Annotated in this window: 25 protein-coding genes; 9 read left to right on the top strand and 16 right to left on the bottom strand. The window is 69.6% G+C overall.

The features are described 5' to 3' along the window. The first annotated feature begins 47 nt into the window (after positions 1–47). Together FCG67_RS10085 and FCG67_RS10080 are read left to right on the top strand one after the other, a co-directional pair. A complete protein-coding gene (locus FCG67_RS10085; RefSeq protein ID WP_136909423.1) occupies positions 48–518 on the top strand; it encodes an OsmC family protein in 471 nt (156 codons plus the stop codon). A gap of 1 nt (position 519) precedes the next feature. After that, the gene (locus tag FCG67_RS10080) at positions 520–1587 is read left to right on the top strand and encodes a nucleoside hydrolase (RefSeq protein ID WP_136909421.1); all 1068 of its coding nucleotides are present in this window, start codon (positions 520–522) and stop codon (positions 1585–1587) included. 21 nt (positions 1588–1608) lie between these two features. On the opposite strand, the gene meaB is transcribed toward FCG67_RS10080, so the two are convergent. From meaB to mutA, 3 genes are read right to left on the bottom strand one after another with little or no spacing between them, the layout of a single operon-like run. Beyond that, complete coding sequence (meaB, locus tag FCG67_RS10075) at positions 1609–2601, bottom strand: methylmalonyl Co-A mutase-associated GTPase MeaB (RefSeq protein ID WP_136909419.1); 993 nt, start codon at positions 2599–2601, stop codon at positions 1609–1611. After that, positions 2591–4849 (bottom strand): methylmalonyl-CoA mutase, encoded by a 2259-nt coding sequence (gene scpA, locus FCG67_RS10070; protein ID WP_136909417.1) that lies wholly within the window; start codon positions 4847–4849, stop codon positions 2591–2593. Before scpA ends, meaB begins: the two co-directional genes overlap by 11 nt. Further along, positions 4846–6729 (bottom strand): methylmalonyl-CoA mutase small subunit, encoded by a 1884-nt coding sequence (mutA, locus tag FCG67_RS10065; RefSeq protein WP_136909415.1) that lies wholly within the window; start codon positions 6727–6729, stop codon positions 4846–4848. The genes scpA and mutA overlap by 4 nt, the downstream gene beginning before the upstream one ends. A 125-nt stretch (positions 6730–6854) precedes the next feature. On the opposite strand from mutA, the gene FCG67_RS10060 reads away from it, so the two are divergent. Genes FCG67_RS10060 through FCG67_RS10045 form a run of 4 tightly spaced genes read left to right on the top strand, consistent with a single transcriptional unit; the run spans position 6855 to position 9533 of the window. Next, the gene (locus tag FCG67_RS10060) at positions 6855–7697 is read left to right on the top strand and encodes a PaaI family thioesterase (protein ID WP_136909413.1); all 843 of its coding nucleotides are present in this window, start codon (positions 6855–6857) and stop codon (positions 7695–7697) included. Beyond that, complete coding sequence (locus FCG67_RS10055; RefSeq protein ID WP_136909411.1) at positions 7678–8355, top strand: TVP38/TMEM64 family protein; 678 nt, start codon at positions 7678–7680, stop codon at positions 8353–8355. The genes FCG67_RS10060 and FCG67_RS10055 overlap by 20 nt, the downstream gene beginning before the upstream one ends. A gap of 60 nt (positions 8356–8415) precedes the next feature. Further along, positions 8416–8997 carry a helix-turn-helix domain-containing protein gene (locus FCG67_RS10050; protein ID WP_136909409.1) on the top strand — a complete coding sequence of 194 codons (582 nt, stop codon included), beginning with the start codon at positions 8416–8418 and terminating at the stop codon, positions 8995–8997. Then, positions 8994–9533, top strand: a complete 540-nt coding sequence (locus FCG67_RS10045) for a hypothetical protein (RefSeq protein ID WP_136909407.1) — start codon at positions 8994–8996, stop codon at positions 9531–9533. Before FCG67_RS10050 ends, FCG67_RS10045 begins: the two co-directional genes overlap by 4 nt. On the opposite strand, the gene FCG67_RS10040 is transcribed toward FCG67_RS10045, so the two are convergent. After that, positions 9530–10534 (bottom strand): quinone oxidoreductase family protein, encoded by a 1005-nt coding sequence (locus FCG67_RS10040; protein ID WP_136909405.1) that lies wholly within the window; start codon positions 10532–10534, stop codon positions 9530–9532. The two genes, FCG67_RS10045 and FCG67_RS10040, sit on opposite strands and share 4 nt — an antisense overlap. Positions 10535–10622: 88 nt before the next feature. Between FCG67_RS10040 and FCG67_RS10035 the strand changes: the two genes are divergently transcribed. Continuing rightward, complete coding sequence (locus FCG67_RS10035) at positions 10623–11213, top strand: TetR/AcrR family transcriptional regulator (RefSeq protein WP_136909403.1); 591 nt, start codon at positions 10623–10625, stop codon at positions 11211–11213. Positions 11214–11227: 14 nt separating this feature from the next. Here FCG67_RS10035 and FCG67_RS10030 read toward each other — a convergent pair whose 3' ends face one another. From FCG67_RS10030 to FCG67_RS10020, 3 genes are read right to left on the bottom strand one after another with little or no spacing between them, the layout of a single operon-like run. Continuing rightward, on the bottom strand, positions 11228–12424 hold the full coding sequence (locus FCG67_RS10030; RefSeq protein WP_136909401.1) for an SPFH domain-containing protein: 1197 nt from the start codon (positions 12422–12424) through the stop codon (positions 11228–11230). 20 nt (positions 12425–12444) lie between these two features. Beyond that, positions 12445–12876 (bottom strand): NfeD family protein, encoded by a 432-nt coding sequence (locus tag FCG67_RS10025; RefSeq protein WP_136909399.1) that lies wholly within the window; start codon positions 12874–12876, stop codon positions 12445–12447. Between the two features lie 54 nt (positions 12877–12930). After that, entirely contained in the window at positions 12931–13761 is an 831-nt protein-coding gene (locus FCG67_RS10020) for a DUF3097 domain-containing protein (protein WP_246044982.1), read from the bottom strand. Between the two features lie 67 nt (positions 13762–13828). On the opposite strand from FCG67_RS10020, the gene FCG67_RS10015 reads away from it, so the two are divergent. Next, on the top strand, positions 13829–14641 hold the full coding sequence (locus FCG67_RS10015; protein ID WP_136909397.1) for a hypothetical protein: 813 nt from the start codon (positions 13829–13831) through the stop codon (positions 14639–14641). A gap of 8 nt (positions 14642–14649) precedes the next feature. Here FCG67_RS10015 and FCG67_RS10010 read toward each other — a convergent pair whose 3' ends face one another. Then, positions 14650–15540, bottom strand: a complete 891-nt coding sequence (locus FCG67_RS10010; RefSeq protein ID WP_136909395.1) for a class I SAM-dependent methyltransferase — start codon at positions 15538–15540, stop codon at positions 14650–14652. A gap of 155 nt (positions 15541–15695) precedes the next feature. Between FCG67_RS10010 and FCG67_RS10005 the strand changes: the two genes are divergently transcribed. Continuing rightward, positions 15696–16076 (top strand): VOC family protein, encoded by a 381-nt coding sequence (locus tag FCG67_RS10005; protein WP_136909393.1) that lies wholly within the window; start codon positions 15696–15698, stop codon positions 16074–16076. Positions 16077–16085: 9 nt separating this feature from the next. Here the strand turns inward: FCG67_RS10005 and FCG67_RS10000 are convergent, their stop codons facing one another. From FCG67_RS10000 to FCG67_RS09965, 8 genes are all read right to left on the bottom strand, one after another. Next, entirely contained in the window at positions 16086–17141 is a 1056-nt protein-coding gene (locus tag FCG67_RS10000; protein ID WP_136909391.1) for a ferrochelatase, read from the bottom strand. Between the two features lie 17 nt (positions 17142–17158). Further along, positions 17159–17956 (bottom strand): NADH-dependent enoyl-ACP reductase InhA, encoded by a 798-nt coding sequence (gene inhA / locus FCG67_RS09995; protein ID WP_097209824.1) that lies wholly within the window; start codon positions 17954–17956, stop codon positions 17159–17161. A 52-nt stretch (positions 17957–18008) separates the two neighbouring features. Further along, a complete protein-coding gene (gene fabG1, locus FCG67_RS09990) occupies positions 18009–18731 on the bottom strand; it encodes a 3-oxoacyl-ACP reductase FabG1 (RefSeq protein ID WP_027501904.1) in 723 nt (240 codons plus the stop codon). A 71-nt stretch (positions 18732–18802) separates the two neighbouring features. Then, a complete protein-coding gene (locus tag FCG67_RS09985) occupies positions 18803–19783 on the bottom strand; it encodes a VWA domain-containing protein (RefSeq protein ID WP_097209826.1) in 981 nt (326 codons plus the stop codon). Continuing rightward, positions 19780–20748, bottom strand: a complete 969-nt coding sequence (locus FCG67_RS09980) for a DUF58 domain-containing protein (RefSeq protein ID WP_136909389.1) — start codon at positions 20746–20748, stop codon at positions 19780–19782. The genes FCG67_RS09985 and FCG67_RS09980 overlap by 4 nt, the downstream gene beginning before the upstream one ends. Further along, entirely contained in the window at positions 20745–21866 is a 1122-nt protein-coding gene (locus FCG67_RS09975; RefSeq protein WP_136909387.1) for a chaperone MoxR1, read from the bottom strand. Before FCG67_RS09975 ends, FCG67_RS09980 begins: the two co-directional genes overlap by 4 nt. A gap of 64 nt (positions 21867–21930) precedes the next feature. Continuing rightward, a complete protein-coding gene (locus tag FCG67_RS09970; protein ID WP_136909385.1) occupies positions 21931–23430 on the bottom strand; it encodes an NlpC/P60 family protein in 1500 nt (499 codons plus the stop codon). Between the two features lie 419 nt (positions 23431–23849). Beyond that, a complete protein-coding gene (locus FCG67_RS09965; RefSeq protein ID WP_136909379.1) occupies positions 23850–24377 on the bottom strand; it encodes an Rv1476 family membrane protein in 528 nt (175 codons plus the stop codon). Positions 24378–24632: the final 255 nt, after the last annotated feature.

Genomic DNA, 24632 nt, shown 5'->3' with positions numbered 1-24632 from the left:
GGAAACAGACGGACCCGTCACACACCGGATCTGAGAGGATCTTCCACGTGCGCGACCACCACTACGAACTGACCGTCACCTGGACCGGCAACCACGGGACGGGCACCGCCGACCCGCGCGCCTACGGCCGCGAGCATCTGGTGACCGCGGACGGCAAGCCGGACCTGGCGGGCAGCTCGGATCCCGCGTTCCGGGGCGACCCAACGCGGTGGAACCCGGAGGAACTGCTGGTCGCCGCCCTGTCGCAGTGCCACATGCTCTGGTTCCTGAACCTCGCCGCCCTCGCGGGCGTTGTGGTGACCGACTACCTCGACCGCCCGATCGGGACGATGACCGAGGAGCCAAGCGGGGCTGGACAGTTCGCGGAGGTGGTCCTGCGGCCGGAGGTCACGGTAGCGAGCGCCGACATGCTCCCGAAGCTGCCGGAGTTGCACACGGCCGCGCACGAGAAGTGCTTCATCGCCCGCTCGGTGAACTTCCCGGTGCACCACCGGCCCACCGCCCTCGTGGGGGCCTGAGATGACCCGTCCCGAGCGCTCCAGCGTGCCTCTGTTCGTCGACGTCGACACCGGCATCGACGATTCACTGGCGCTGCTCTACCTGCTCGCCAGCCCCGAGGCGGAGATCCTCACGATCGCCAGCACCGGCGGCAACGTGCCCGTCGCGCAGGTGGCCGCGAACAACCTGGCGTGGCTGGACCTGTGCGGCCGGACCGACATCGAGGTCACCGTCGGGTCCCCCACACCGCTGCGAATCCCGTTGCGGACCACCGAGGACACCCACGGGCCACAGGGCATCGGGTACGCCGAGCTGCCGCACTCGTCCCGCGGACCGTCGGACCGCAGCTCGGCCCGCGCCTGGGTCGAGATCGCGCGCGAGCGCCCTGGCTCGGTGACCGGGCTGGTCACCGGGCCGCTCACCAATCTCGCTCTGGCGCTGCGGCTCGAGCCCGAGCTCCCCCACCTGCTCAAGCGTCTCGTCGTGATGGGCGGGGTGTTCAACCATCCAGGGAACACCACCCCGACCTGCGAGTGGAACATCTTCGTCGACCCGGAGGCCGCGCAGGAGGTCTTCGCGGCCTTCTCGGTGGTCCCCGCCGACCGTCGGCCGCTGATCTGCCCGCTCGACGTCACCGAGACGATCGAGATGCGGCCGGAGCACCTCCGCCTGCTCGCCCAGGCGGCCGGGAGCGAACCCGCCGAGCTCATCACCGAACAGGACCCGCCCGGAACCCGCTCGCGCACGTCCAATCCCATCGTGCGGCACCTGTCGGACGCGGTGCGGTTCTACCTCGAGTTCCACCGCGACCACGGCCAGGGCTTCCTCGCGCACATGCACGACCCGTTCGCCGCGGCCCTCGCGCTGAATCCCGGCCTGGCCGTCACCCGCCCGGCGACCGTGGACGTCGAACTCGAGGGCACCCTCACCCGCGGCACCACCGTGGCCGACTGGACCGGCATGTGGGGCCGAGGGCCTAACGCGGACATCGCCGTCGGCACCGACCCGGCCGCGTTCTTCGACCACCTCATCGAGCGCGTAGGCGGCTTCGCCGCCCGTGCGCGGTTCGCGAGTCCAGAGACTCGTTAACCGCGCACGGGCGCGCAGCGCCTACTTGTCGAACGCGTCCAGGATCTGGTGCGCGGCCAGCGCCGCCGTCAGCGAGCCCTCCCGCACCTGCTGCTCGACGTCGTGCCGAATCGCCTTGACCTCCGGGGCGGTCTCGAGCCGGCGGAGCAGCTGGTCGTGCACCATCGACCACGTCCAGTCCACCTGCTGCTGGTGCCGCTTGGCCTCGAGTTCCCCCGCGTCGCCGAGCACCTTGCGGTGCCGGAGCACGGTGTCCCAGAACTTGTCCACGCCATCGTTCTCCAGCGCGCTCATGGTCAGCACCGGCGGCTTCCAGAGCGCATCGTGCGGGTAGATCAACCGCAACGCGCCCGCGAGCTCCCGCGCGGCGGCCTTCGCCTCGATCGCGTGCTTGCCGTCGGCCTTGTTCACCGTGACGATGTCGGCGAGCTCGAGTACGCCCTTCTTGATGCCCTGGAGCTGGTCGCCGGTCCTGGCCAGGGTCAGGAAGGTGAAGGTGTCGACCATGTTCGCCACGGTGACCTCGGACTGGCCGACGCCGACGGTCTCGACCAGGATCACGTCGTACCCGGCGGCCTCGAGCAGCACGATGGTCTCGCGGGTCGCCTTCGCGACGCCCCCGAGCGTGCCGGAGGTCGGGGACGGCCGGATGTACGCGTTCGGCTGCACCGACAGGTTCTGCATCCGGGTCTTGTCGCCCAGGATCGAACCGCCGGTGCGGGTCGAGGAGGGGTCGACCGCCAGCACCGCCACCTTGTGGCCGAGCTCGAGCAGGTGCATGCCGAGCGCCTCGATGGTGGTCGACTTGCCCACCCCCGGCACGCCGGTGATGCCGACGCGGATCGCGCCGGCCGCGTGCGGGAGCAGGCGCAGCAGCAGCTGCTGCGCCTGCTCCCGGTGGTCCGCCCTGGTCGATTCGACCAGGGTGATGGCCTTCGCGAGCTGTGCGCGCTTGTTCGCGAGCACAGCGTCGCCGAGGGCCGTCAGATCGAGGGCGGGCCTGTCAGCTGGCACTCAGATCGTGCCCCAACTGCGCGGCCAGCTTCTCCAGCAGGCCGGTGGCCGCATCCGCGATCACCGTTCCGGGCGGGAAGATCGCGGCCGCGCCGGCCTGGTACAGCTCGTCGAAATCGCCGGGCGGGATGACGCCGCCGACCACGACCATGATGTCGGGCCGTCCCACCGCGGCGAGCGCCTCCCGGAGCGCAGGCACCAGGGTCAGGTGTCCGGCGGCCAGGGAGGAGACACCGACCACGTGCACGTCGGCGTCGGCGGCCTGGTTGGCCACCTCGTCGGGGGTCTGGAACAGCGGTCCCACGTCGACGTCGAAGCCGAGATCCGCGAACGCCGTGGCGATCACCTTCTGGCCTCTGTCGTGTCCGTCCTGGCCCATCTTGGCGACCAGGATGCGGGGGCGACGGCCCTCCGAGTCGGCGAACTTCTCAACGAGTTCCGTTGCGGTGGCGATGTTCTCCGCCTTTCCGGCCTCGTCCCGGTACACACCACTGATGGTCCGGATCTCGGCCTGGTGACGCCCGTACACCTTCTCCAGCGCGTCGGAGATCTCGCCGACCGTCGCCATGGCGCGGGCAGCGACGACGGCGAGGGCCAGCAGGTTGTTCTCCATGCCGCCCTCGGTCGAGGCGGCGGCCCTGGTGAGCTCGGCCAGCGCGGCCTGCGTCGCGGCCTCGTCCCGCTCGGACCGCAAGCGCTCGAGCTTGGCGAGCTGCTCGGCGCGCACCTTCGAGTTCTCGACCTTGAGCACCTCGATGCTGTCGGGCTCGTCCGGCACGTACTTGTTGACGCCGACCAGCGGCTGGCGGCCGGAGTCGATGCGGGCCTGGGTGCGGGCGGCGGCCTCCTCGATGCGCAGCTTCGGGATGCCCTCGCCGATGGCCTGCGCCATGCCGCCTGCCGCCTCGACCTCGGCGATGTGCGCGCGGGCGCGGTTCGCCAGTTCGTTGGTCAGCCACTCGACATAGTGCGAGCCGCCCCACGGGTCGATCGGCCGCGTGGTGCCCGACTCCTGCTGCAGCAGCAGCTGGGTGTTGCGGGCGATGCGGGCCGAGAAGTCGGTCGGCAGCGCGATGGCCTCGTCGAGTGCGTTGGTGTGCAGCGACTGGGTGTGGCCCTGGGTCGCGGCCATCGCCTCGATGCAGGTGCGCGGCACGTTGTTGAACACGTCCTGCGCGGTGAGCGACCAGCCCGAGGTCTGCGAGTGGGTGCGGAGCGAGAGCGACTTGCTGCTCTTGGGATCGAACTTGGCGACCAGTTCGGCCCACAGCAGTCGGCCGGCCCGCAGTTTCGCGACCTCCATGAAGAAGTTCATGCCGATTGCCCAGAAGAAGGACAGTCGCGGCGCGAAGGCATCGATGTCCATGCCCGCGTCGAGCCCGGCCCGGATGTATTCGACACCGTCGGCGAGCGTGTAGGCCAGCTCCAGGTCGGCCGTCGCCCCGGCTTCCTGAATGTGATAGCCGGAGATGGAGATCGAGTTGTACTTCGGCATCTCGGCACTGGTGTACGCGAAGATGTCGGAGATGATCCGCATGGACGGCTTGGGCGGGTAGATGTAGGTGTTACGGACCATGAACTCTTTCAGAATGTCGTTCTGAATGGTTCCGGCCAGCTTGTCCGGCGTGACGCCCTGCTCGGCCGCCGCGGCGACGTAGAGCGCGAGGATCGGCAGCACCGCGCCGTTCATGGTCATCGACACCGACACCTGCGACAGGTCGATACCGTCGAAGAGCTGACGCATGTCGAGGATGGAATCGATTGCCACACCGGCCATTCCGACGTCACCCTGGACGCGCGGGTGGTCGGAGTCGTAGCCGCGGTGAGTCGCCAGGTCGAAGGCGACGGACAGACCCTTCTGGCCGGACGCGAGGTTGCGCCGGTAGAAGGCGTTCGACTCGGCGGCGGTGGAGAATCCGGCGTACTGGCGGATGGTCCACGGCTGGTTGACGTACATCGTCGGGTAGGGCCCGCGCAGGAACGGGGCCGCACCGGGGAAGCTGTCGAGCGGGTAGCCCTGCGCCTGTGCCGCGTCTCGATCGACCTGGGTGTAGACCGGCTTGACGTCGATGCCCTCGGGGGTGGACCACACCACCTGATCGGCGGTGTAGTGATTCGCAGCCGCGGCCTCCGCGATGTGGGCGGTCGCCTCGTCGGCGGTCGGTGCCTGCGGCGCCGGGAAGTCGGGATCCGTCAGCGGCACGTCGGCGAAGCTGCCGATCACGTGCTTGACCTCGCGGGTGGTCATTTCACTCCCAAGGTGTCGAGCAGGTCGGACAGCGCCGACACCGCATCAATACGGGCGGTGAGGAATCCGTCGGGACGGTCCTGGCCTTCCGCCTCGGCAAAGGTCTTCTCCGGACCGGCCAGCAGCACGGTGGTGATGCCCGCCGCGCGCAGCGCGTCCACCGCAGGCACGCCGTCGGCGACGTACCGCTTGTCGGTGCCGCAGAGCACCGCCACGGTGGTGTCCGCCTCGCGCACGATGCCCGCCACGGTCGCGAGGTCGAGGGTGCCCGGGTTCACGGCCTCGATGCCGCCGGACGCGAGCAGGTTCGAGGCGAAGGTGGTGCGGCCGTTGTGCTCGGCCACCGGGCCGAGCGCGGCGAGGAACACCTTCGGCCGGGAACCGTTGTCCGCCAGGTACCGGTCCGAGCGGTCCCGCAGGGCCTCGAAGGCCGCCGCGTAGCGGGCGACGTCGGCCAACGGCGACTCGGCGTCGACCGGAAGCGGCTTCTCGTCGAGGTTCGGGAACTCGTTGACACCCGTCAACGAGGTCTTGCGGTGGGCGATGTCGGACTCGCGGGCGGTGCGGGTGGCCGCGACCCGATCGGCGATCAGGCCCGACTCGAGCGCCGCCGCGTAGCCACCGTCGGCCTCGATCTGCTGGAAGAACTCCCACGCCTTCGCCGCGATGGCGACGGTGAGGTCCTCGACGTACCAGGAGCCGGCGCTGGGATCGAGCACCCGGCCGATGTGGGACTCCTCGAGCAGCAGAAGCTGGGTGTTGCGGGCGATGCGGGCACCGAACGACTTCGACGTCTCCAGCGTGCCGTCGGGCACCGCCACGTCGAAGGGCAACACGGTCACCGCGTCGGCACCGCCGACACCGGCACCGAACGCGGCGAGAGTGGTGCGGAGCATGTTCACCCACGGATCACGCTGGGACATCATCGCGGCCGAGGTGACCGCGTGCTGCGGCGCACCGCCGAACTCGGAGGCGCCGCAGACCTGCGCGATGCGGGCCCACAGCTGCCGCGCCGCGCGGAACTTCGCGATGGTCTGGAACTGGTCGTCGGTTGCGGCGAACCGGAACTCGACCTGACCGAGGGCGGCCGAGATCGTGATGCCAGCGCCCGTGAGCGCCCGCAGGTACTCCAGCCCGGCCGCGATGGCCGCACCCAGTTCCTCGGCGTCGCTCGCGCCCGCGTTGTGGAACGCGGTGCCGTCCACGGTGATGGCGCGGACCGTCTCGTCCCGACCGGCCGCGGTCTGCGCCAGCGCGACCGCGGCGGCCAGGTCGACGTCGCCGCGACCGGAGAAGCCACTGGTCAGCGGTGCGGCACCGAAGCTGACGGTGACCGAGGAGCGATCCGTGACACCGTCGCCCGCGGCGGCGCGCTCGTCGAGCAGGGCCAGCACCGCCTCCGCGGCGGTGACCGTCTCGGCGCCCGCGTGGAGGGTCAGGGGCGCGAGGTCGAGCAGCACCCCGTCCAGGGCCTGCGCGACGGTCGCGGCGGGCAGGTTGGTGCCGCCCGCGCTGAGCCAGATCGCGCTGATGCCGTTCTCGAGCCCGTCCAGGATCGTCTGGTTGGCCGCCTTCGGATCCGCTTCGCCCGCACCGAAACTGGCACTGACGAGCCAGCCGCGGTTCACGTCACGGTGGGCATCGCGACCTCGGACGAAGGGGAACACACCCGGGAGGGTGGTTTCGGGGGTCTCGTCGCGCCGGGTGTACAGGGGCGCGACGGTCACACCGTCGTAGGTGGTGGTGTCGAGCAGCCGCTCGGGTTCGGCGGGCATGTCAGCCACATCGACCTTGCGGGCCTTCGCCAGCACCGCGGCCACAGCCTTCTGCCACTTCGCGTAGTCGCGCGCAGCGTCCTCGGCCTGTGAAGCGTGTGACACAGGAGCTTGTGACACGGTGTCTGCTTCCTCTCCATATTCGGACACAGTCATTGTTTCTGTGATGCTAGCCGCACCCTTTCGGCCACTATCGCCTGGATCACCTACCCTTCGGTAACCTCCACGCAATGAGCATTGCGAATGTCCGGACGGGCGCTGAGCGGAGGACGCCACAGGCCCTGTTCCGGGTCAGTCCGGCCACCCGCGACGGCGCGGTGAACCGGATGACGATGGACCTGGGCGCGCCCGAGCCACACGGCAGGACCGCGGCGCTCGGGGTGCTGCTCGACGACTGCCTCGGTTTCACCATGTACGAGCGGCGCGGCGACCGGGCCGGTCTGGTCAGCGCCGACCTGTCTGTCGACTTCGTCCGGCCGACCGGCTGGACCGGGCCGCACCTGACCGCCGAGGGCAGGCTCGAGACCCGCGGCGAGGACGGCGCGATGAGTTCGGTGCGGGTGTTCGACGCCGCAGGCGAGTTGGTCGCCACCGGCACCGCATGGGGCAACTTCGTCGACGGCGTCCAACAGTCCCGCGACGAACGCCCGCTCGCACCCGCCGACGGGTCCGGGCCGACGACGATGACGCCACTGGAGACGATCGGCGGCACCCTCGAACGGACCGACCGCGGCGCGCGGCTGACCGTGCCGCCGAACCGGTCGCTCGCCAACGCACTCGGTGTGATGCACGGCGGTGTGCAGGCCTGCGCGTACGACCTCGCGGGCAACGCGGCCGCGGCCGGGTCGGCGGGCGCCATGGACACCAGTTCCCTGCGGATCAACTTCTTCCGGACCGTGCCGCTCGACCGCCCGGTCGTCTTCGAGGCCGAGGTGCTGCGCGCCGGACGCCGGGTCGCGGTGAGCCGGGTCACCTGCACCGACGCCGACGGCCGGGAGTGCGGGGTCGCGACGGTCACCTGCCGCCGCCCCGCGCCGAGTACTCTTGGCGAACGTGACCAGGCGCCTTCGTGATCCGAAGCTGATCGCCGGGCTGCTGGTCGTCGCGGCGCTGCTGGTCGCCGCGCTGCTCGTGCCGCATCCGTCCATCGAGCAGGTTCGGGAGTGGGCGCGGTCCGTCGGCCCCGCATTCCCGCTGGTGTTCTTCGCCGTGCATGCCCTCGTCACGGTCGCCCCGGTCCCCCGCACCGTCTTCACGCTCAGTGCCGGGGTGCTGTTCGGGGCGGCGACCGGAATCCTGATCGCCGTCGCCGCGACCACCGTCAGCGCCGTACTCGCCCTGTTGCTCGTGCGCGCCGTCGGACGCGACGCGTTCGCCTCTCGGATGACGCACCCGGCGATCCAGGCGATCGACGACCGGCTCGCCCGGCGGGGTTGGCTGGCGGTGGGTTCGCTGCGACTGATCGCCCCGGTTCCGTTCTCGGTGATCAACTACTGCAGCGGCGTGTCGTCAGTCCGGCTCCTGCCCTACATGCTCGCCACCCTGGCCGGGGTGCTGCCCGGCACCATCGGTGTCGTGGTGCTCGGCAACGCTCTCGGCGGCGATACCAACCCGGCACTGCTCGCCTTCTCCGCGGTCTGCATCGCAATCGGCGTCATCGGCCTGGTGCTGGACGCCCGAATGGGCGTGCCGACCAGGAGCGACAACACCGAGGTCAAGGCTGCACACTAGATTGTGACCAATCAAGTTATGAACCTTGACTTCGTAGGATCCAGTTCCTAGCCTTGACAAATGTTCGTCATGACGGTCGACCAGCGCGGTAGCCGCCGCGACGTCGACCGCGTCGATCCGATCCTGCGCGAGTTCGCCAACGCACCGCTGCTGCGCCCGTTCGAGCGCACCGCGGGCGACGAGGTGCAGGCGGTGGCGGAGCGGGCCGATGTGGTGATCGACCTCGCACTCGAATTGGCGGCACGCGGGTACTGGAGCGTGGGGATCGGCGTCGGTGCCGTCGAGAGCCCCCTGCCTGCCAGCACCCGGGCCGGACGGGGGCAGGCCTTCGAGGCCGCAAGGGACGCCGTCGATCGCGCCAAGAACCTGCCCGGCTCGGTCGCCGTCACCGGGCCCGACGCCGCCTCAGCAGCCGACGCGGAAACCGCCCTCATGCTGGTGTCGGTGCTCGTGTCGAGGCGGTCCGCGCCGGGTCGGGACGCGGTGGCCGCAATGCGGGAGGGACTCACCCAGGCCGAGGCCGCGGAGCGGCTCGGCATCAGCAAGCAGGCCATCTCGCAGCGGTTGGCCGTGGCCGGATGGCAGGCGGAGTGCGCCGGTCGTGACCTCGCCCTGCGACTTCTCCAGGAGGCCGCCCGATGACCACGCTCGCCCTGGTCCTGCTCGGCCTCGCCGCGGTGTCCCCCGCGGTGCTCGCGAGCGGCCGGATCCGGCTGTGGATCAGCCCGACCATCGCGACGCTCGCCCTCGGCGGCGCCGCGCTCGCCGCCACCGCGACCCGGCCTGTCACGGGGTTCGCGCTCGGCGCGACCCTGGTACTCGCCGTGCTGGCCGCGGCCACCGGTGGAGCGCCGTTGGTACGCGCGGCATTTCGCATCGCCAAGCGCCAGGAGGACGCGGGGCCGACGCCCGACGCGGCGGTGCTCGCTCCTCGCGTCGCCGGCGAGGGCCCGCTGCGTGGCGGCCGGATCATCGGCGTGCTCGAGCGCAGCGCCGTCGCGGTGGCGATCCTGGCGGGCTGGCCCGAGGGTCTCGCGATCGTGCTCGCGGTCAAGGGCCTGGCGCGCTACCCGGAACTGCGCGAACCCCATGCGTCCGAACAGTTCATCATCGGCACCTTCACCAGCGTGCTGTGGGCGGTGGCGGTGTGCGGGGTCGCGAAGGCGCTCATCACCTAGACACTGAAGAACTCAGATGCCGAAGCACTGGCCGTCGGCACCAGGATCATCTTCCCCGTGGCGGCCCGCTTCTCGATCTTCTCGTGCGCCAGCGCGGCGTCACCGAGGGGAAGGATCGAATCGACCACGGGTGTGACGGTTCCGGCGGCCGCACGCTCGAGGATCTCGGCCCTGGTCGCCGCGACACGCCCCAGCCAGGCCGGTCCGCCGCAGCCGGTGAGCGTGAGCCCTCGCAGCATCAGGTCCGTGGACCCGATGGCGGCCGGCCGACCACTCAGCAACCCGTAGAACAGCATTCGACCCTCCAGCGGGGTCATCAGATCCAGGAGTCGCGCCGCGGACTCGCCACCGATCGACTCGAACGCGACGTCGATGGTCGCGTCGCCCAGGACTTCGCGCACGCGGCCCGGCCAATCCGGGTCAGAGTGATCGATCACGTCGTCGGCGCCGAACGCGCGCGCCCGGTCTCGCTTGTCGGCCGTCCCTGCGGTGGCGAGGACGCGCGCCGCGCCGAACTCTCCCGCCAGCTGGGTCAGGTACGCGCCGACTCCCGTCGCGGCGGCTTCCACGAGAACCACCTCACCGCCCCGCAGGTCAGCGGCTCGCAGCAGGGTCAACGCCACCGCACCCGGCACCGACACCGCGACGGCGTCGGTCAACGACAGCCCGTCGGGGACACGGACGGTCGCGGCGGCCGCCGCCACCACCCGCTCGGCGTAGGCACCGGTGCCATCGGTCGTCGCGATCACCCGCGCGCCGATCATGCCACGGTCGACGCCCCCACCCACCTCGACGACCGTCCCCGCCGCCTCGCCCCCGAATACGAACGGAGGGACCGCAGGCGACGGGAAGATCCCTGAGCGGAGCTGTGTTTCGGCGAAATGGACCCCGATCGCCTCGGCTCGGACCACCACCTCCCCGACCCCAGGCTGCGGTGCGGGCACGTCCCGCTCGACGAGGACCTCGGGTCCACCGACCGATGTCATTACTATTGCCCGCATCGACACTCCCTAATTTGACTGCCGGTCCAGTTAATGGACGAATGTCACGTTATGGACCGACGGTCAACTTGTCAACGGAGGTACACGAGTGGGTAGCGGATCAACGCGGGAGCGCAGCGACGCCGCCCGAAATCGCCGCGCGATCCTCGACGCGACCGACGCGCTCCTGAGCGAGTTCGGCGCCGCGAACGTCTCGGTCGAGCAGATCGCGGCGGCGGCAGGGGTCGGCAAGGGAACCGTCTTCCACCGCTTCGGCAGCCGCGCCGGGCTGATGAAGGCCCTGGTCCTCGAGCGCGCGCACAATCTGCGCGACGCGGTCGTCAGCGGCGAGCCGCCGCTCGGGCCCGGCGCGCCCGCAGGCGACAGACTGCTCGCGTACTTCGACGCCATGTTCCGACTGGTCGCGGACAACGTCGAGCTGATGATCGCCTACGACAACGCCACCGCCGACCCGCACACCGAGGCGATTCACGGATTCTGGTACGGGCACGTCGCGGCTCTGCTCGCGGAGGCTCGACCGGATCTCGACGCCGAGGCAGTGGCCCCGGTCCTGCTGGCCACCATCAACCCCGACATGGTGCTCCACTACGTCCGCGACGGCCAGACCGAGCGTCTCGCGGCGTCCGTCCTCAGCGTCGTCGAATCGGTCGTGGGTCGACCCGCACACACGCCGACCTGAGCGACCGCTTCCGGCTACGGCTGCGGCAGCTGCCCACCCGGATCCGCGGGGCCCGCCGGGAGCTCGCTCGCCTGGTGACGCTGCGGCTCGAGCTGATGCTCGGGCACCAGCGAGGTGTCGACGGGTTGGCGCGCAACGGCTTCCGCCGCCGCTACCGCGCGAGCAACGGCCGGATCCGACTTGGTCTCGAACCAGTCGGCGACCTCCGCCGAGTCGTCCTCCGGCTTCAGCAGGTCCTCCTCGGCCTGACTGGGCTCGTAGCGGAACACGCCGTCCTCGCCTGGCGCCCCGAGGGTCCGCGCGAAGCCCTTCAGCGCATCCCCGAAGTCGCTCGGCACCAACCACACCTTGTTCGCGTCGCCCTGCGCCATCTGCGGCAGAGTCTGAAGATACTGGTAGGCAAGCAGTTCCGGCGTCGGCTTGCCGGCCTTGATGGCCGCGAACACCTTCTCGATCGCCTTCGCCTGACCCTGCGCCTGCAGGTACTTCGCGGCCCGCTCACCCTGCGCGCGCAGGATGCGGGACTGCCGCTCACCCTCCGCGCTGAGGATCGACGCCTGCTTGGCGCCCTCCGCCGCGAGGATCCGCGACTGCTTGTCGCCCTCCGCGGTCTTGATGGCGGATTCGCGGTGGCCCTCGGCGGTGAGGATCATCGCGCGCTTCTCGCGGTCCGCCTTCATCTGCTTCTCCATCGACTCCTGGATCGACGGCGGCGGATCGATGCTCTTGAGCTCGACGCGGGCCACTCGCAGTCCCCACCGGCCGGTGGCCTCGTCCAGCACCCCACGGAGCTGCCCGTTGATCGAGTCGCGCGAGGTCAGCGTCTCCTCCAGGGTCATGCCGCCGACCACGTTGCGCAGTGTCGTGGTGGTCAGCTGCTCCACGCCGACGATGTAGTTGTTGATCTCGTACACCGCGGCCTGCGGGTTGGTCACCTGGAAGTAGACGACGGTGTCGATGTTCAGGGTCAGGTTGTCCTGGGTGATCACGGGCTGCGGCGGGAAGGACACCACCCGCTCACGCAGGTCCACCTTGGCCCGGATCCTGTCCACGAACGGCACCAGGAACGTCAGCTGGCCGGACACCGTCTTCGCGTAGCGGCCGAGCCGCTCGATGACGGCCGCCTCCGCCTGCGGGACCAGGGCGACCGACTTCGCCACCACGATCACCACCAGCAGCACGATCACGGCTAAAACAATCAGTGCGGCCACGTGCACATCCCTCCAGCCATTCAGGGTCCCCTCCATACGACGGCGGTCGCGCCGTCAATCTCCATCACGGTCACGGTCGTTCCTGGCGGATACACCTCGGAACTGTCGAGCGGGCGCGCGGTCCACACCTCGCCTGCGAGCTTGATCTGGCCCGCGTGCTCGGCAACCTCCTCGAGCACCAGCGCATGTTTACCCGCCAGCGCCTCGACATTGGTTGGCACCAGCGGCGGCTTCGCGAAGCGGCGCAGCAACGCGGGCCGCACCCCGAGGACGAGCGCGAGCGACACCACGCCGAACACGACTGCGTCGATCCACACCGGCCAGTCGGTCACCGCACTGACCCCGGCCGTGGCGAATGCGCCGCCGGCCAACATCAACAGGAAGAAGTCCCCCGACAATGCCTCGGCCGCGGCCAGCAAAACTCCTGCTATCAGCCAGACAAGTGCTGCCACAACACCATCTAACCAGAGTTCCGCCGGAGTGCGGCCCGGGAAAGCACCGTGATATCAGTCCGCGGCGGTGACGAAGTCGACCAGTCGCTCGACCGCCCCGATCAGCGGCGACTCCAGGTCGCGGAAGCTGGACACGGCGCCATAGACCCGGCGCCACCCGTCCTGCGGGGTCCCCCAGCCCAGCTCGCGGCAGATTCCCGTCTTCCAGTCCTGCCCGCGCGGGATCTTCGGCCACGCCGCGATGCCGACCGCCTTGGGCCGCACCGCCTCCCAGACGTCGATGTACGGGTGCCCGGTGACCAGCACGTGCGGCCCGACGTTCTGCGTCATCCGGGACTCCTTCGAGCCCTCGACCAGGTGGTCGGCGAGCACGCCGACCCGCCGTCCAGGTCCTGGCCGGAACTCGGCCAGCCGGTCGGCGAGATTGTCGAGCCCCTCCAGGTGCTCGACCACGACGCCCTCGACCCGCAGGTCGTGGCCCCAGACCCGCTCGACCAGCGCGGCGTCGTGAATGCCCTCCACCCAGATCCGGCTCGGCAGCGCGGTGCGGGCCTTCAGCCCCTCCACCCGGGTCGATCCGGACGCGGACCTGGTGGCCGCGGCCTGCTTCTTCGCGGCGGTCGGCCGCACCAGGGTCACCGGCTTTCCGTCGATCAGGAAGGCAGCCTCACGCATGGCGAACAGTCGCGTCTGGCGTCGGGAGTCCTCGAGGCGCACGTAGTCGCCGTCGTACGTCTTCTCCATGCCCACCACCGCGCCGCAGTAGCCGGTCGCCGAGTCCTCGACCACGAGCCCCTTGTCCGCGGGGACCTTCGGGTACTCCGGTCGTCGGCTACGGGTGTGGCCGGAGAAGATGTTTCCGCCGTACATATCGCGTGCACTCACGATCGACAACGCTAGGACACCGATTCGGTTGGTCGCAGCCCGCCACGCCGACCTATGCTGGAATACCGTGTCCTGTCCCAGCACCACCTTGACCCTGTGGGGCGCCTCCTGGCTCGCGGGGGCCAGCTCCCCCGACGACGTCATCGACGCCGTCCAGTCCTGGGCGCCCATGCACCTGGTGGGCGCGGGCGACGCCGAGGTGGCGCTGCGCCTGGACCTGCCCTGGCCGCAGCTCCAGGACAACGGACCGATCGTGTTGATGCGGATCGCCCGCATGCTGAGCGCCGAGGACCCGGACACCCAGCTCACCCTCGTGTTGCCCGCACCGGGTGACGTCCGAGGGTTGCCCACCGGTACCGACTTCGCGGCGGCCGCCATCCACGCCGAGGAGGGCATCCTGGTCGGCGCGCCCGGCCGGCAGGGGGTCGGCATCGTGCCCACCGTGGAGGGCCCGGATGTGCTGCGCTGGACGGTGTTCCCGGTGCCGGTCATCCCGCAGCAGGCCGAACAGATGGGGTTGGGCGAGGCGGAGTTCGAGATGCGCAGCGCCGTCCGCGACGCCGCCGACACCCTCGCCTCGATGCGCGGCGGGTTCGCCGCAGACGACCGCGACCCGCGCGCCCGAGTCGCCGAGGCGCTCGAGGAGTTCTCGCACCACAGCTACCCCGAATCGACTCCCGATCGCGCGCTGCGCATCTTCGACACCGCCGACCAGGTGGCCGCGATCCTCACCGTCGCGGGCGAAACCGGAGTCCGGGCGCAGACCGCCGCGGGCGTGGCGGCACGCGAGGAGACCCTTCGGCCGCTCTGGTCGACGATCCGGACGGCCCGCCTGGGGGCGGTCGCCGCGACCGTGCGAGCGGCCCGGCCTCGGGTGTGACCCGGCCGCTATTTCGTGGCCGTCAGGTACGCGGGGGTCCGCGCCAGGTCCGCGAGGTCGTCGGGAAGATCCGGGACCTCCACACCGTAGGCCGCGGTGAGTTCGACCGGGCTGAACCGCCGCACGGTCCAGCCGTGGTCGGTCAACCACTGCGCCGGGTCGGCCCGTTCGTCGTCGTAGAACAGTGACGCGATATCGATGTCGTCCAACTGCTTGTCCCCGAAGTACTTGTCCCGCAACGCAAGGAACCGTTTCACGTCCGTCCCGGCACCGAACCCGTCGAGGGCGATCCGGCTGCCCGCCGCCGAGAGCCCGTCGATCCGTTCGAAGAGCGCATCGTGCGCGGCGCCGGGAAGGTACGGCAGCAGGCCCTCGGCCGACCAGGCACACGGCCTGCCGGGGTCGAATCCCCCGGCCTCCAGCGCGGCAGGCCAGTCCTCGCGCAGGTCGACGGCGACGGGCCTGCGATCGACCTTCGGCCGGGCGCCGTGCGCGTCGAGCACGCGGGATTTGAAAGCCAGCACCTTCGGCTGGTCGACCTCGAAAACCGCCACGTCCGGCGCCCAGTCCAGTCGGTAGGCCCGCGCGTCCAGTCCGGCCGCAACGATCACCGCCTGCGCCACCCCGTCGGCGGACGCCGCGGTGAAGTACTCGTCGAAGAACCTGGTCCGCACGCCCATGAAGCCAGGAAAGAAGAACGGCATCTTCTCGAGTGGGGACGGGTCGGCCAGCAGCCGGGTGAAGTGTTGGTCACCGGCCGCCTCCACGAACCAGCGTGCGAATCCGTCCGTGATCAGTGGATCGGGACGTTCCGATTCCAGCGCCCTGAAGGTCGCCACCCCCAATGCGGTGCGGCCCACGCTGCTCACGATGTCCCAGGTGTCTCCGTCGGTACGCATCAGTACCATCGCCTCTCCAGGTTCCGACGGTCCGAACATTACGCCGCTGTTCGCCGACCCGACACCGTCGGCGAGGTACGTCGACAACCGGTCGGGCCGAGGAGGAGGATCCACGATGATCGTCCCCAGACACGCACAGGAGAGGGCAGACCACCGTGGACCTGAGACTCCAACTCGTACCGCTTCCCGTCGCCGACGTCGATCGTGCGAAGTCCTTCTACATCGACAAGGCGGGTTTCACGCTCGACCACGATCACAGCGCGGGCGATCAGTTCCGCGTCGTACAGCTGACCCCGCCCGGGTCGGCCTGCTCCATCTGTTTCGGCATCGGCATCGTCGACACGACTCCGGGTTCGGTGAAGGGCCTGCACCTGGTCGCCGACGACATCCACGGCGCACGGGCCGAACTCGCGGGCCGCGGCGTGGAGATGGGTGAGGTCGAGGAGATGGGCGCCCCTGGCAAGCCGACCGTCTCGTACGCGGGCTTCACCGACCCGGATGGCAACAGCTGGACCCTGCAACAGATCTCCGGCTGATCCGAGCGGTCAGCGCCCCGGCCTGCGAGGTGGCTCGCAGCACGCCACCGCGCACAGGGCGCCGTTCGCACCTGCTCCGTACAGCGGTTCCGATCCGAGCCGCTGCGGGGCGGCCCCGTCCGACTGCTCCCGCACCAGCGCCGAAACCAACTGCGCGAAGCGCGGATCGGTGCCAGGCGTGCCGACCCGGACGTAGCCCAGCCCGAGCTCGGCGGCCCTGTCCCTTGCCTCGGTGTCCAGGTCCCAGATCACCTCGAGATGATCGGAGACGAAACCAACTGGGCACACGATCACTGCCTCGGTGCCTGCCGCGGCCAGCGCGTCGAGGTGATCACAGATGTCGGGCTCGAGCCACGGGATCTGCGGCGGACCCGACCGCGACTGCCAGACCAGGTCGAACTCCTCGACACCGACTGCGTCCGCACACAACCGGGCGGCCTCGGCCACCTGGCGGCTGTAGAGCCTGCCGCCGTCGGCGGGCGGACCAGCCGAGGCGTCGGCGGAGACCGGGATCGAGTGCGCGGTGAACACGAGCCGGGCCCCGGCGCGCCGATCGGCCGGGAGCTGCTCGCGGGCCGCGACGATCGCCTCGGCGAACGCGGCGATGAGCAGGGGGTGGTCGTAGTACTGGCGCAACTTCACCAGTGCGGGCGCACCGTCGCCGACCGCGGACCTGGCCCGCTCGATGTCCTCGTGATACTGCCGGCACCCCGAGTAGCCGCCCCACGCCGAAGTGGGGAACACAAGCGCCGAGCGGACACCGTCGTCGCGCATGCGAGCGACGGTGTCCTCGACCATCGGATGCCAGTTGCGGTTACCGAAGTAGATCGGCAATTCGATTCCCGCACCGGCGAACTCCGACTCGACCGCGGCGATGATGTCGCGGTTGAGCCGATTGATCGGCGATACCCCACCGAAGTGCAGGTAGTGCTCGACCACCTCGTCGAGGCGCTCGGGCGGCACTCCCCTGCCCCTGGTCACATTCTCCAGGAAGGGGCGGACGTCGTCGGGCTTCTCGGGTCCGCCGAAGGAGAGCAGCAGCAGGGCATCGAACTCGGTGGTCATGGTGTGAGAGCTCGTACCTATCCGGCCATCGCGTGGAAGCCGCCGTCGACGTAGATGATCGAGGCGCTGGTACCGGGCAGCCAGTCCGAGAGCACCGTGCAGACGCTCTTGGCGACGGGCGTCGGGTCATCGACGTTCCAGCCGATCGGTGCGACGTCGTCCCAACCCGTGTTCAGCCTGTCGAGCTCGGCACCCGGTCCGGTGCTGTCGCCCGCGATGGCCTTGGCGGCCAGGGTCTTGATCGGACCCGCGGCGACGAGGTTCGAGCGGATGCCACGGACGCCGACCTCCTTCGCCACGTAGCGGTTGACTGCCTCGAGGGTGGCCTTCGAGACACCCATCCAGTTGTAGAACGGCATCGCCCGCGACGGGTCGAAATCCATGCCGACGATCGAGGCGTTGTCGTTGAGCACCGGCAGCAGCGCCTTCGCCAGCGACGCGTACGAGTAGGCCGACACCTCGAGTGCGGTCGAGATGTCCGACCACGGCGCGTCGAGGAAGGGTGCACCCAGGCCGGAGCGCGGAGAGAACGCGATGGAGTGCACGACGCCGTCGATGCCCTCGGGCGCGAGCTCACGGACGCGGTCCGCCAATGTCGCGAGGTGCTCATCGTCCTGCACGTTGAGCTCGATCGCCGGCGGCACCGGCTGCGGCAGGCGCTGCGCGATGCGGTCGATCAGCCGCAGCCGGTCGAACCCGGTGATGATGACCTTCGCGCCCTGCTCCTGCGCCACCTTCGCGACGTGGAATGCGATCGACGAGTCGGTGATGATCCCGGTGACGAGGATGGTCTTGCCTTCGAGCAGTCCGCCCATGTTTCTACTCCTGTGAATGAAAGTCGTTGGGTGCGTGATGTTTCGAGCGGACCTAGTGGCCCATACCCATGCCGCCGTCCACGGGAATGACCGCGCCGGAGACGTAGGCGGAGTCCTCCGAGGCGAGGAAGCTGACCACGGCGGCGACGTCCTCGGCCTTGCCCACTCGCTGCAGCGGGATGAACTTCTTGGCCATCTCTTTCATGTCCTCCGGCAGATCGGCGGTCATGTCGGTCTCGATGAAGCCGGGCGCGACCACGTTCGCAGTGATCGACCGCGAGCCCAGTTCACGGGTCACCGAGCGCGCCAGACCGATCACGCCGGCCTTGGAGGCGGCGTAGTTGATCTGGCCCGCCTGACCGGCCATGCCCACCACCGAACCGAGGAAGATCATCCGGCCCCAACGTCCGCGCAGCATGCCCCGGTTGGCCCGCTTGGCGCAGCGGAAGGCACCGGTCAGGTTGGCGTCGATGACGTTCGTGAACTGCTCCTCGGTCATCCGCATGAGCAGCGTGTCGTCGGTGATACCCGCGTTGGCGACCAGCACCTCGACCGGGCCCTGGTGCTCCTCGACCTCGGTGAACGCCCGATCCACCGACTCCGCGTCGGTGACGTCGCACTTCACGCCGAACAAGCCCTCGGGAACCCCGGAGCCACGGTGCGTGACCGCCACCTTGTGGCCGTCCGCCGCCAGACGCTGGGCCACCGCGAGGCCGATGCCGCGGTTGCCTCCGGTCACGAGCACGGAACGGGACGGAGAGGGGGTGTTCGACATGCGATCAACCTATCTGTTCGTGTACGCCGTATCGGCGTCGGTCGGTGGAATTGTGACGGGTCATGGCCCCGTCAGGGCAGGCGTTGGCGCAGAACCAGCGCCATGGCGAGCCCCGCCGTGGTGCACAGCACCCCGAGCACGAGCCAGGGCCTGCTGGCGTCGCCCCTTGTCGTCTCGAACCCGATCTGTTCCTCGAGGGTGTCGTAGACCTTGCGCAGTTCCTCGAGGCTGGACGCCGTGAAGAAACTACCTCCGGACAGGTTCGCGATCTCGCGAAGCGACGGATCGTCGACCGGGACCGGGATCCGCTCGTCCTCGATGTCGACGGTGCCGTAGGTGGTACCGAACGAGATCGTCGAGATCGGCACGCCCTTCTCCTTCGCCTCCCTGGCGGCGGTGTAGCCGCCGCGCGGGGCATCGGGATCGTCGGGAACCGTCTGCTTGCCGTCGGAGAGGAGCACGATCCGCGCGGGCGGCGCCTGATCCCCGCCGCCCAGGACCGCGCCGAGCGTCTCGATCGACTGCAGCGAGGTGAAGATGGCCTCGCCCGTCGCCGTGCGTTCGCTCAGCTTGAGGTGGTCGATCGCGGTCTTGGTCTCCTCGCGATTGATGGTCGGCGAGACCAGGACCGAGGCGGTACCCGCGAACGCGACCAGCCCGAGGTTGATCCCGGGCGTCAGCCCGTCCGCGAAGTCCTTCGCGGCGGCCTTGGCTGCGTCGAACCGGGTCGGCTCGACGTCGGTGGCCTTCATCGACAGGGAAACGTCGATCACCATGATCACGGTGGCCCGGTTCCGCGGCACCCGCTTCTCCGAGGTCGGGCCGGCGAGCGCCACCGTGAGCAGCAACAGTCCGCACAGCACCAGAGCGGTGGGCACGTGCCGGTAACGCCCTGGCCGCGACGGGGCGACCTTCTCGAGCAGCTCGAGGTTGGAGAACCGGAGCAGATGCTTGTGCCTGGTGCGCTGGACGAGGACGTAGGCGACGGCGAGGGCCGCCACCACCACGAGGAACGCCAACCACAGCGGGGACGCGAAATCAGCGAAGCTCACTGGCGCGGCACCCGATTCACCCGAGCACCATAACTGTGTCGGCGCGACGCCACGAAGCGAACGACATCGGCGATCCAGTCCCGGTCGGTGCGCAGCGCCAGGACGGGCGCGCCGCACCCCCGCAGCGTGTGCTCGACCGCGCGCCGGTGCTCCTGCGCGGCAGCGGCGAAATCAGCACGCAGTGACGGGCTGGTATGGAATTCCCGGGTCCGGCCCGTCTCCGGGTCGTGCAGCACCACGTCTCCGACGTCCGGCAGCTCCAGGTCACGGGGGTCGAGGACCTCGATGCCCAGCAGGTCGTGCCTGCCGGACAACGCGCGCATCGACCGCTCCCAGTCGATCGGACCGAGGAAGTCGCTGATCACCACGGCGAGACCGCGTCGGCGCTGCGGTCGGCGCAGTGACTCGATCGCGCCGCGCAGGTCGCCCCGCACCCCGTCCGGGGCCTGTGGGGTGGTCGCGATCTTCCGGAGCATGGCCTGCGCGTGCAACCGGCCGCCGCGCGCGGGGATGCGCACGGTCCGCTCGCCGGTCGCGACGATGGCGCCGATCCGGTTGCCGCCCCCGCTGGTGAGGTGGGTGACGGCGGCCGCGGCGGCCACCGCCAGGTCGCGCTTCTCGGCCCCGGTCGTCCCGAAGTCGAGGCTCGCGGACAGGTCGACGACCAGCCACGTCTCGAGCTCGCGATCGGCCACCGACATCCGCACGTGCGGATGCGTCGTCCTCGCGGTCACCGACCAGTCCATCTGGCGAACGTCGTCACCGGGCTGGTACTCGCGGGCGTCGCCCGATTCGGTGCCCGGCCCCGGGATCAGCCCGAGGTGCTCGCCGTGCAGGACGCCGTCGAGCCGCCTGCGGACCGTCAGCTCGAGGGTGCGCAGAGCCGCGGACAGCTCCGGGTTGCGCAGCTCGCCCGAACGGAACGAGGGCAACGCGCCGCCGTCACGATGAGCCGGGGCGCTCACCGCTGCTGGCCACCGACCGACGCGGTCGGGTCGGCGACAGCCTGTTGCTGCGGCGTGCCGTTGGACTGCGGGGCCGCCTGCGGGGCGACCGCGCCGTTCGGCGCCTGCGCGGGCGGGGCGACCGGCTGGGCCGCCACCTGCGGGAGACCGACGCTCTGCAACACCCGGGTGATGACGTCGTCGGGCGAGACGTCGTCCGCGAGGGCGTCGTACGAGAGCACCAGGCGGTGGCGGAGCACGTCCGGGATCACCTCGAGCACGTCCTGCGGCACCACGTAGTCACGTCCGCGCATCAGCGCGAGGGCCCGCGAGGCGGCGATGATGCCGAGCGTCGCGCGCGGCGAGGCGCCGTACGCGATCCACCCGGCCACGTCGGTGAGGCCGAGATCGGCGGGGGTGCGGGTGGCCGCGATGACGCGAACCACGTAGTCCACCAGGGCGTGGTGCACGAAGACCGCGCTTGCGGCCTTCTGCAGGCGGATCAGCTCGGCGGGATCCAGGATCGGCTTCGGCTCGGGAGCCGCGACACCCATCCGGTAGACGATCTCGCGCTCCTCCTCCACGGACGGGTAGTCCACCAGGATCTTGAACAGGAAGCGGTCACGCTGGGCCTCGGGCAGCTGGTAGACGCCCTCGCTCTCGATCGGGTTCTGGGTCGCCATCACCAGGAACGGCTCCGGCATGGGGAACGTCTTGCCGCCGATGGTGACGTGCCGCTCGGCCATCACCTCGAGCAGTGCCGACTGGACCTTCGCGGGTGCCCGGTTGATCTCGTCGGCGAGCACGAAGTTCGCGACGACGGGACCGAGTTCGGTGTCGAACTCCTCCCGGCCCTGCCGGTAGATCCGGGTACCGACCAGGTCGGTCGGCACCAGGTCCGGGGTGAACTGCACCCGGGAGAACGAACCGCCGACGACGGTCGCGAAGGTCTCCACCGCCAGCGTCTTGGCGACGCCCGGCACGCCCTCGAGGAGCACGTGCCCCTTCGCGAGGAGCCCCACGAGAATGCGCTCGACCAGCCGGTCCTGCCCGACGATGACTCGCTTGACCTCGTAGATCACCTTCTCGAGGATCTGCACGTCCGTACTGCCGGTTGCCCCGTCAGCTGAGGTCACCAAGAATCCACCGCTTTCACATCGATCGCCTCGATCCGCCTCCGTGTCCCGGAAGGCGGTCAGGTCGCTACACCATTCGGACCACGTACGGGGTCATGCCGTCCCAGCGCACCGGCGACACCTTGACGATGGAACCGGACTGCGGCGCCTCCAGCATCTCCCCATTGCCAAGGTACAGCGCAACATGCTGACTGGCGTTCGGTCCATAGAAGATCATGTCGCCGCGTCGCATCTCCGAGGACGGCACCTGCTCGCCCGCCGTGTACTGATAGCCGGTGTAGTGCGGCAGCGAGACGCCGATGCCTGCGAAGGCGTAGATCATCAGGCCCGAGCAGTCGAAACCGACCTTGTTGAAGTCGCCGTAACTGTCCGCCACGCCACCGTCCCGGATACCGAGGGTCGGCCCGTTCTCGTCTCCGCCGCCCCAGGCGTAGGTGACACCGAGCTGCGACATCCCTCGGTCGATCGCGGTCTCGACGGCGGCGCTGCCGGTGACGGCCGGTTTGGGCTTGCTCGGCTTCGGCTTCGGCTTGACCGGCTTGGTGGTGACCGGCGGCGACTCCTCGGACTCCTCCGACGCTTCGGACTCGGCCTCCTCGGATTCCGAGTCGACGGTGCCCGATTCCTCGGTGCCGTAGTCGGTCGCCGTGTCGTCCTCGATCTGGGTGTGCGGGCGCTGTCCCGTGGCGAGCTCGCGGGCCCGGTCCTTCGCCGCCTGGTTCGCGGCGACGCGCGCCGCGGCCGCGGCAGCGACCTCTCGGGCAGCGGCAGCCGCTGCGGCGATCGCGGCCTGCTCGGCCGCCCGCTGGGTGTCCCAGTTGACGAAGGCCTGACGCTGGCTCTGCAGCCCGGAGACATTCTCCCGTGCCGCCGCGAGCGCGGACTCCGCCGACGATTTCTGTGCCTCGATCGCGGCCTTCTTGCCGGCCTGCTCCGCCAACGCGGACCTCGCGACCGAGATGGCGTTCTCGGCGTCGGACTTGCGGGACTCGGCCGCGACGGCGGCGACATCCGCCTGTTGCTTCGCCTCGCGCGTCGACGAATCCTTGTTCGCCTGTTCGGTTCTCGCGCGTTGCAGCGCGTCCATCACCGAATTCTTGTTGGTGGCGAGGATCTTCATCACCTGGGCGCGGTCGAGCACGTCGCCGGGTCCCTGCGATCCCAGGAACGACGCGAAGGACGCGAGGCCGGTGCCCTGCTTGTACGTTCTGGCCGCGAACTCGTCGAACCTGGTCTGCGCCAACTCGATCTGGGCGCCCGCGTCCCGCAGGGCCTGCTGGCTGATGCCGACCGCACCCGCGGCCGCGGCGGCCGCGTCACGGGACATCTGCAGGTCGACCAGCGCCTTGTTCACCTGCTCACGCTTGATCGCGACCTCATCGTCGAGCGCGCGCAACTGCTGGTCGGCGGCGGCCACGTCGTTGATGAGGGTGCTGACCTGACCGACGCGCTCGTCGACGCCCTGGCCGGCCTGTTGCAGTTCGGATTCGCTCGGATTCGGCGGTGGCGGCGGCACTGCGGCGGCCAGTCCTGGGGTTCCCGTGACCAGTGAGGCCACTATCGCCATTCCGATCAGCAGTTGTGCACTACGAGTCCTCGTGCGCGGTGCCCTTCGCCTCACAGGTCTCTCCCTCGGTTCTCCACCGAGCCGGACGGATCAGCGCTCAGCTCGGTCGTACCCGCACAGGGAAGACGCGCAAGCTCCGCAGCACTCGACGTCAACGAACAAACGTCGAACTCGCGCCACTTGCGTGGTCATGCTGCTCAAAGCGACACTTCTTCCCCATAAGTGCCAAAAGTATCGTACGACACAATGCCCACTAGTGGAACTCTAGTCACAAGAAAAACACTGATTCACACCCCCACGGGGCGCCGTGAGCTGCGGGTTTGTCGAATCGGTTGCGAAAGATATTCGCGGAGTTGGGATTTCTCGCTACGGACGGATCGATCCCCGAGTGGTACGGACGGCCACCCGAATGAGTCGCCTTATCGGGCGTCTACGTCGCCGTCGACGGCGGCCGCCGAACGCCGCGAGCGCGCCCAAAAGCTCACCGCGGCAACGCCGCCGACCAGCAGCACCAGCGCCGCCGTGATGAGCCCGTACGGCGGGTCCGGTCGCGTGATCGCACCGAGGAAGTTGTCGGCCGAGGCCACCGGGTTTCCGGTGTACGCCTTGTCCTGCGCATCCTCGACGGTGACCCGACTGAGGGTGTCGCTGTAGGTACCCACCCAGCTCGGGCTCAGCACCAGCACGGTGCCGCCCTCCTGCTGACCCACCTCGGTCGCGATGTCTCGCAGCTGCGAATCACGCACCGGGTTCGCCGCGAGCACAACGACGCTCAGCTCGATCCCGTCCTGCTCGGCCCGGTCCACGACGCTCCTGAGCCCGTCCACATCACTCGCGGGCGCCGACACCCCGTCGTCCTGGACGTCGGCCAGGATCGCGTCGATGCCGATATCGGGAGGAACGTCAGCCAGGACCGGACGAAACACAGAGGTGAGAGCAGCAGGCATCTTTCATCCGGATCGGGTCGAGGGATATGCAGCGTTACGGGAACGACGGTATGGGGACCATCGCTGCTGACCCGATGCACATTACGTGACACATGTCGCGGCGCGGCGAAACCCGGGATTGCCGCGTTGCGGGCGCCGGTGCCGTCGACAAGAATCGACAGGTGTCGGATCGGGCGCGACGCGCCCTACACACATGCCCGAAATTCTCACAGGACAAGCGTACTGTTAGACTTGCCGCGATGCGCCCGGCGTGAC

The organism is Rhodococcus oryzae (assembly GCF_005049235.1).
Taxonomy (GTDB): Bacteria; Actinomycetota; Actinomycetes; order Mycobacteriales; family Mycobacteriaceae; genus Rhodococcus_G; species Rhodococcus_G oryzae.
Note: the sequence above shows the minus strand (reverse complement) of the source record. Positions and strands in the feature narration are given on the sequence as shown.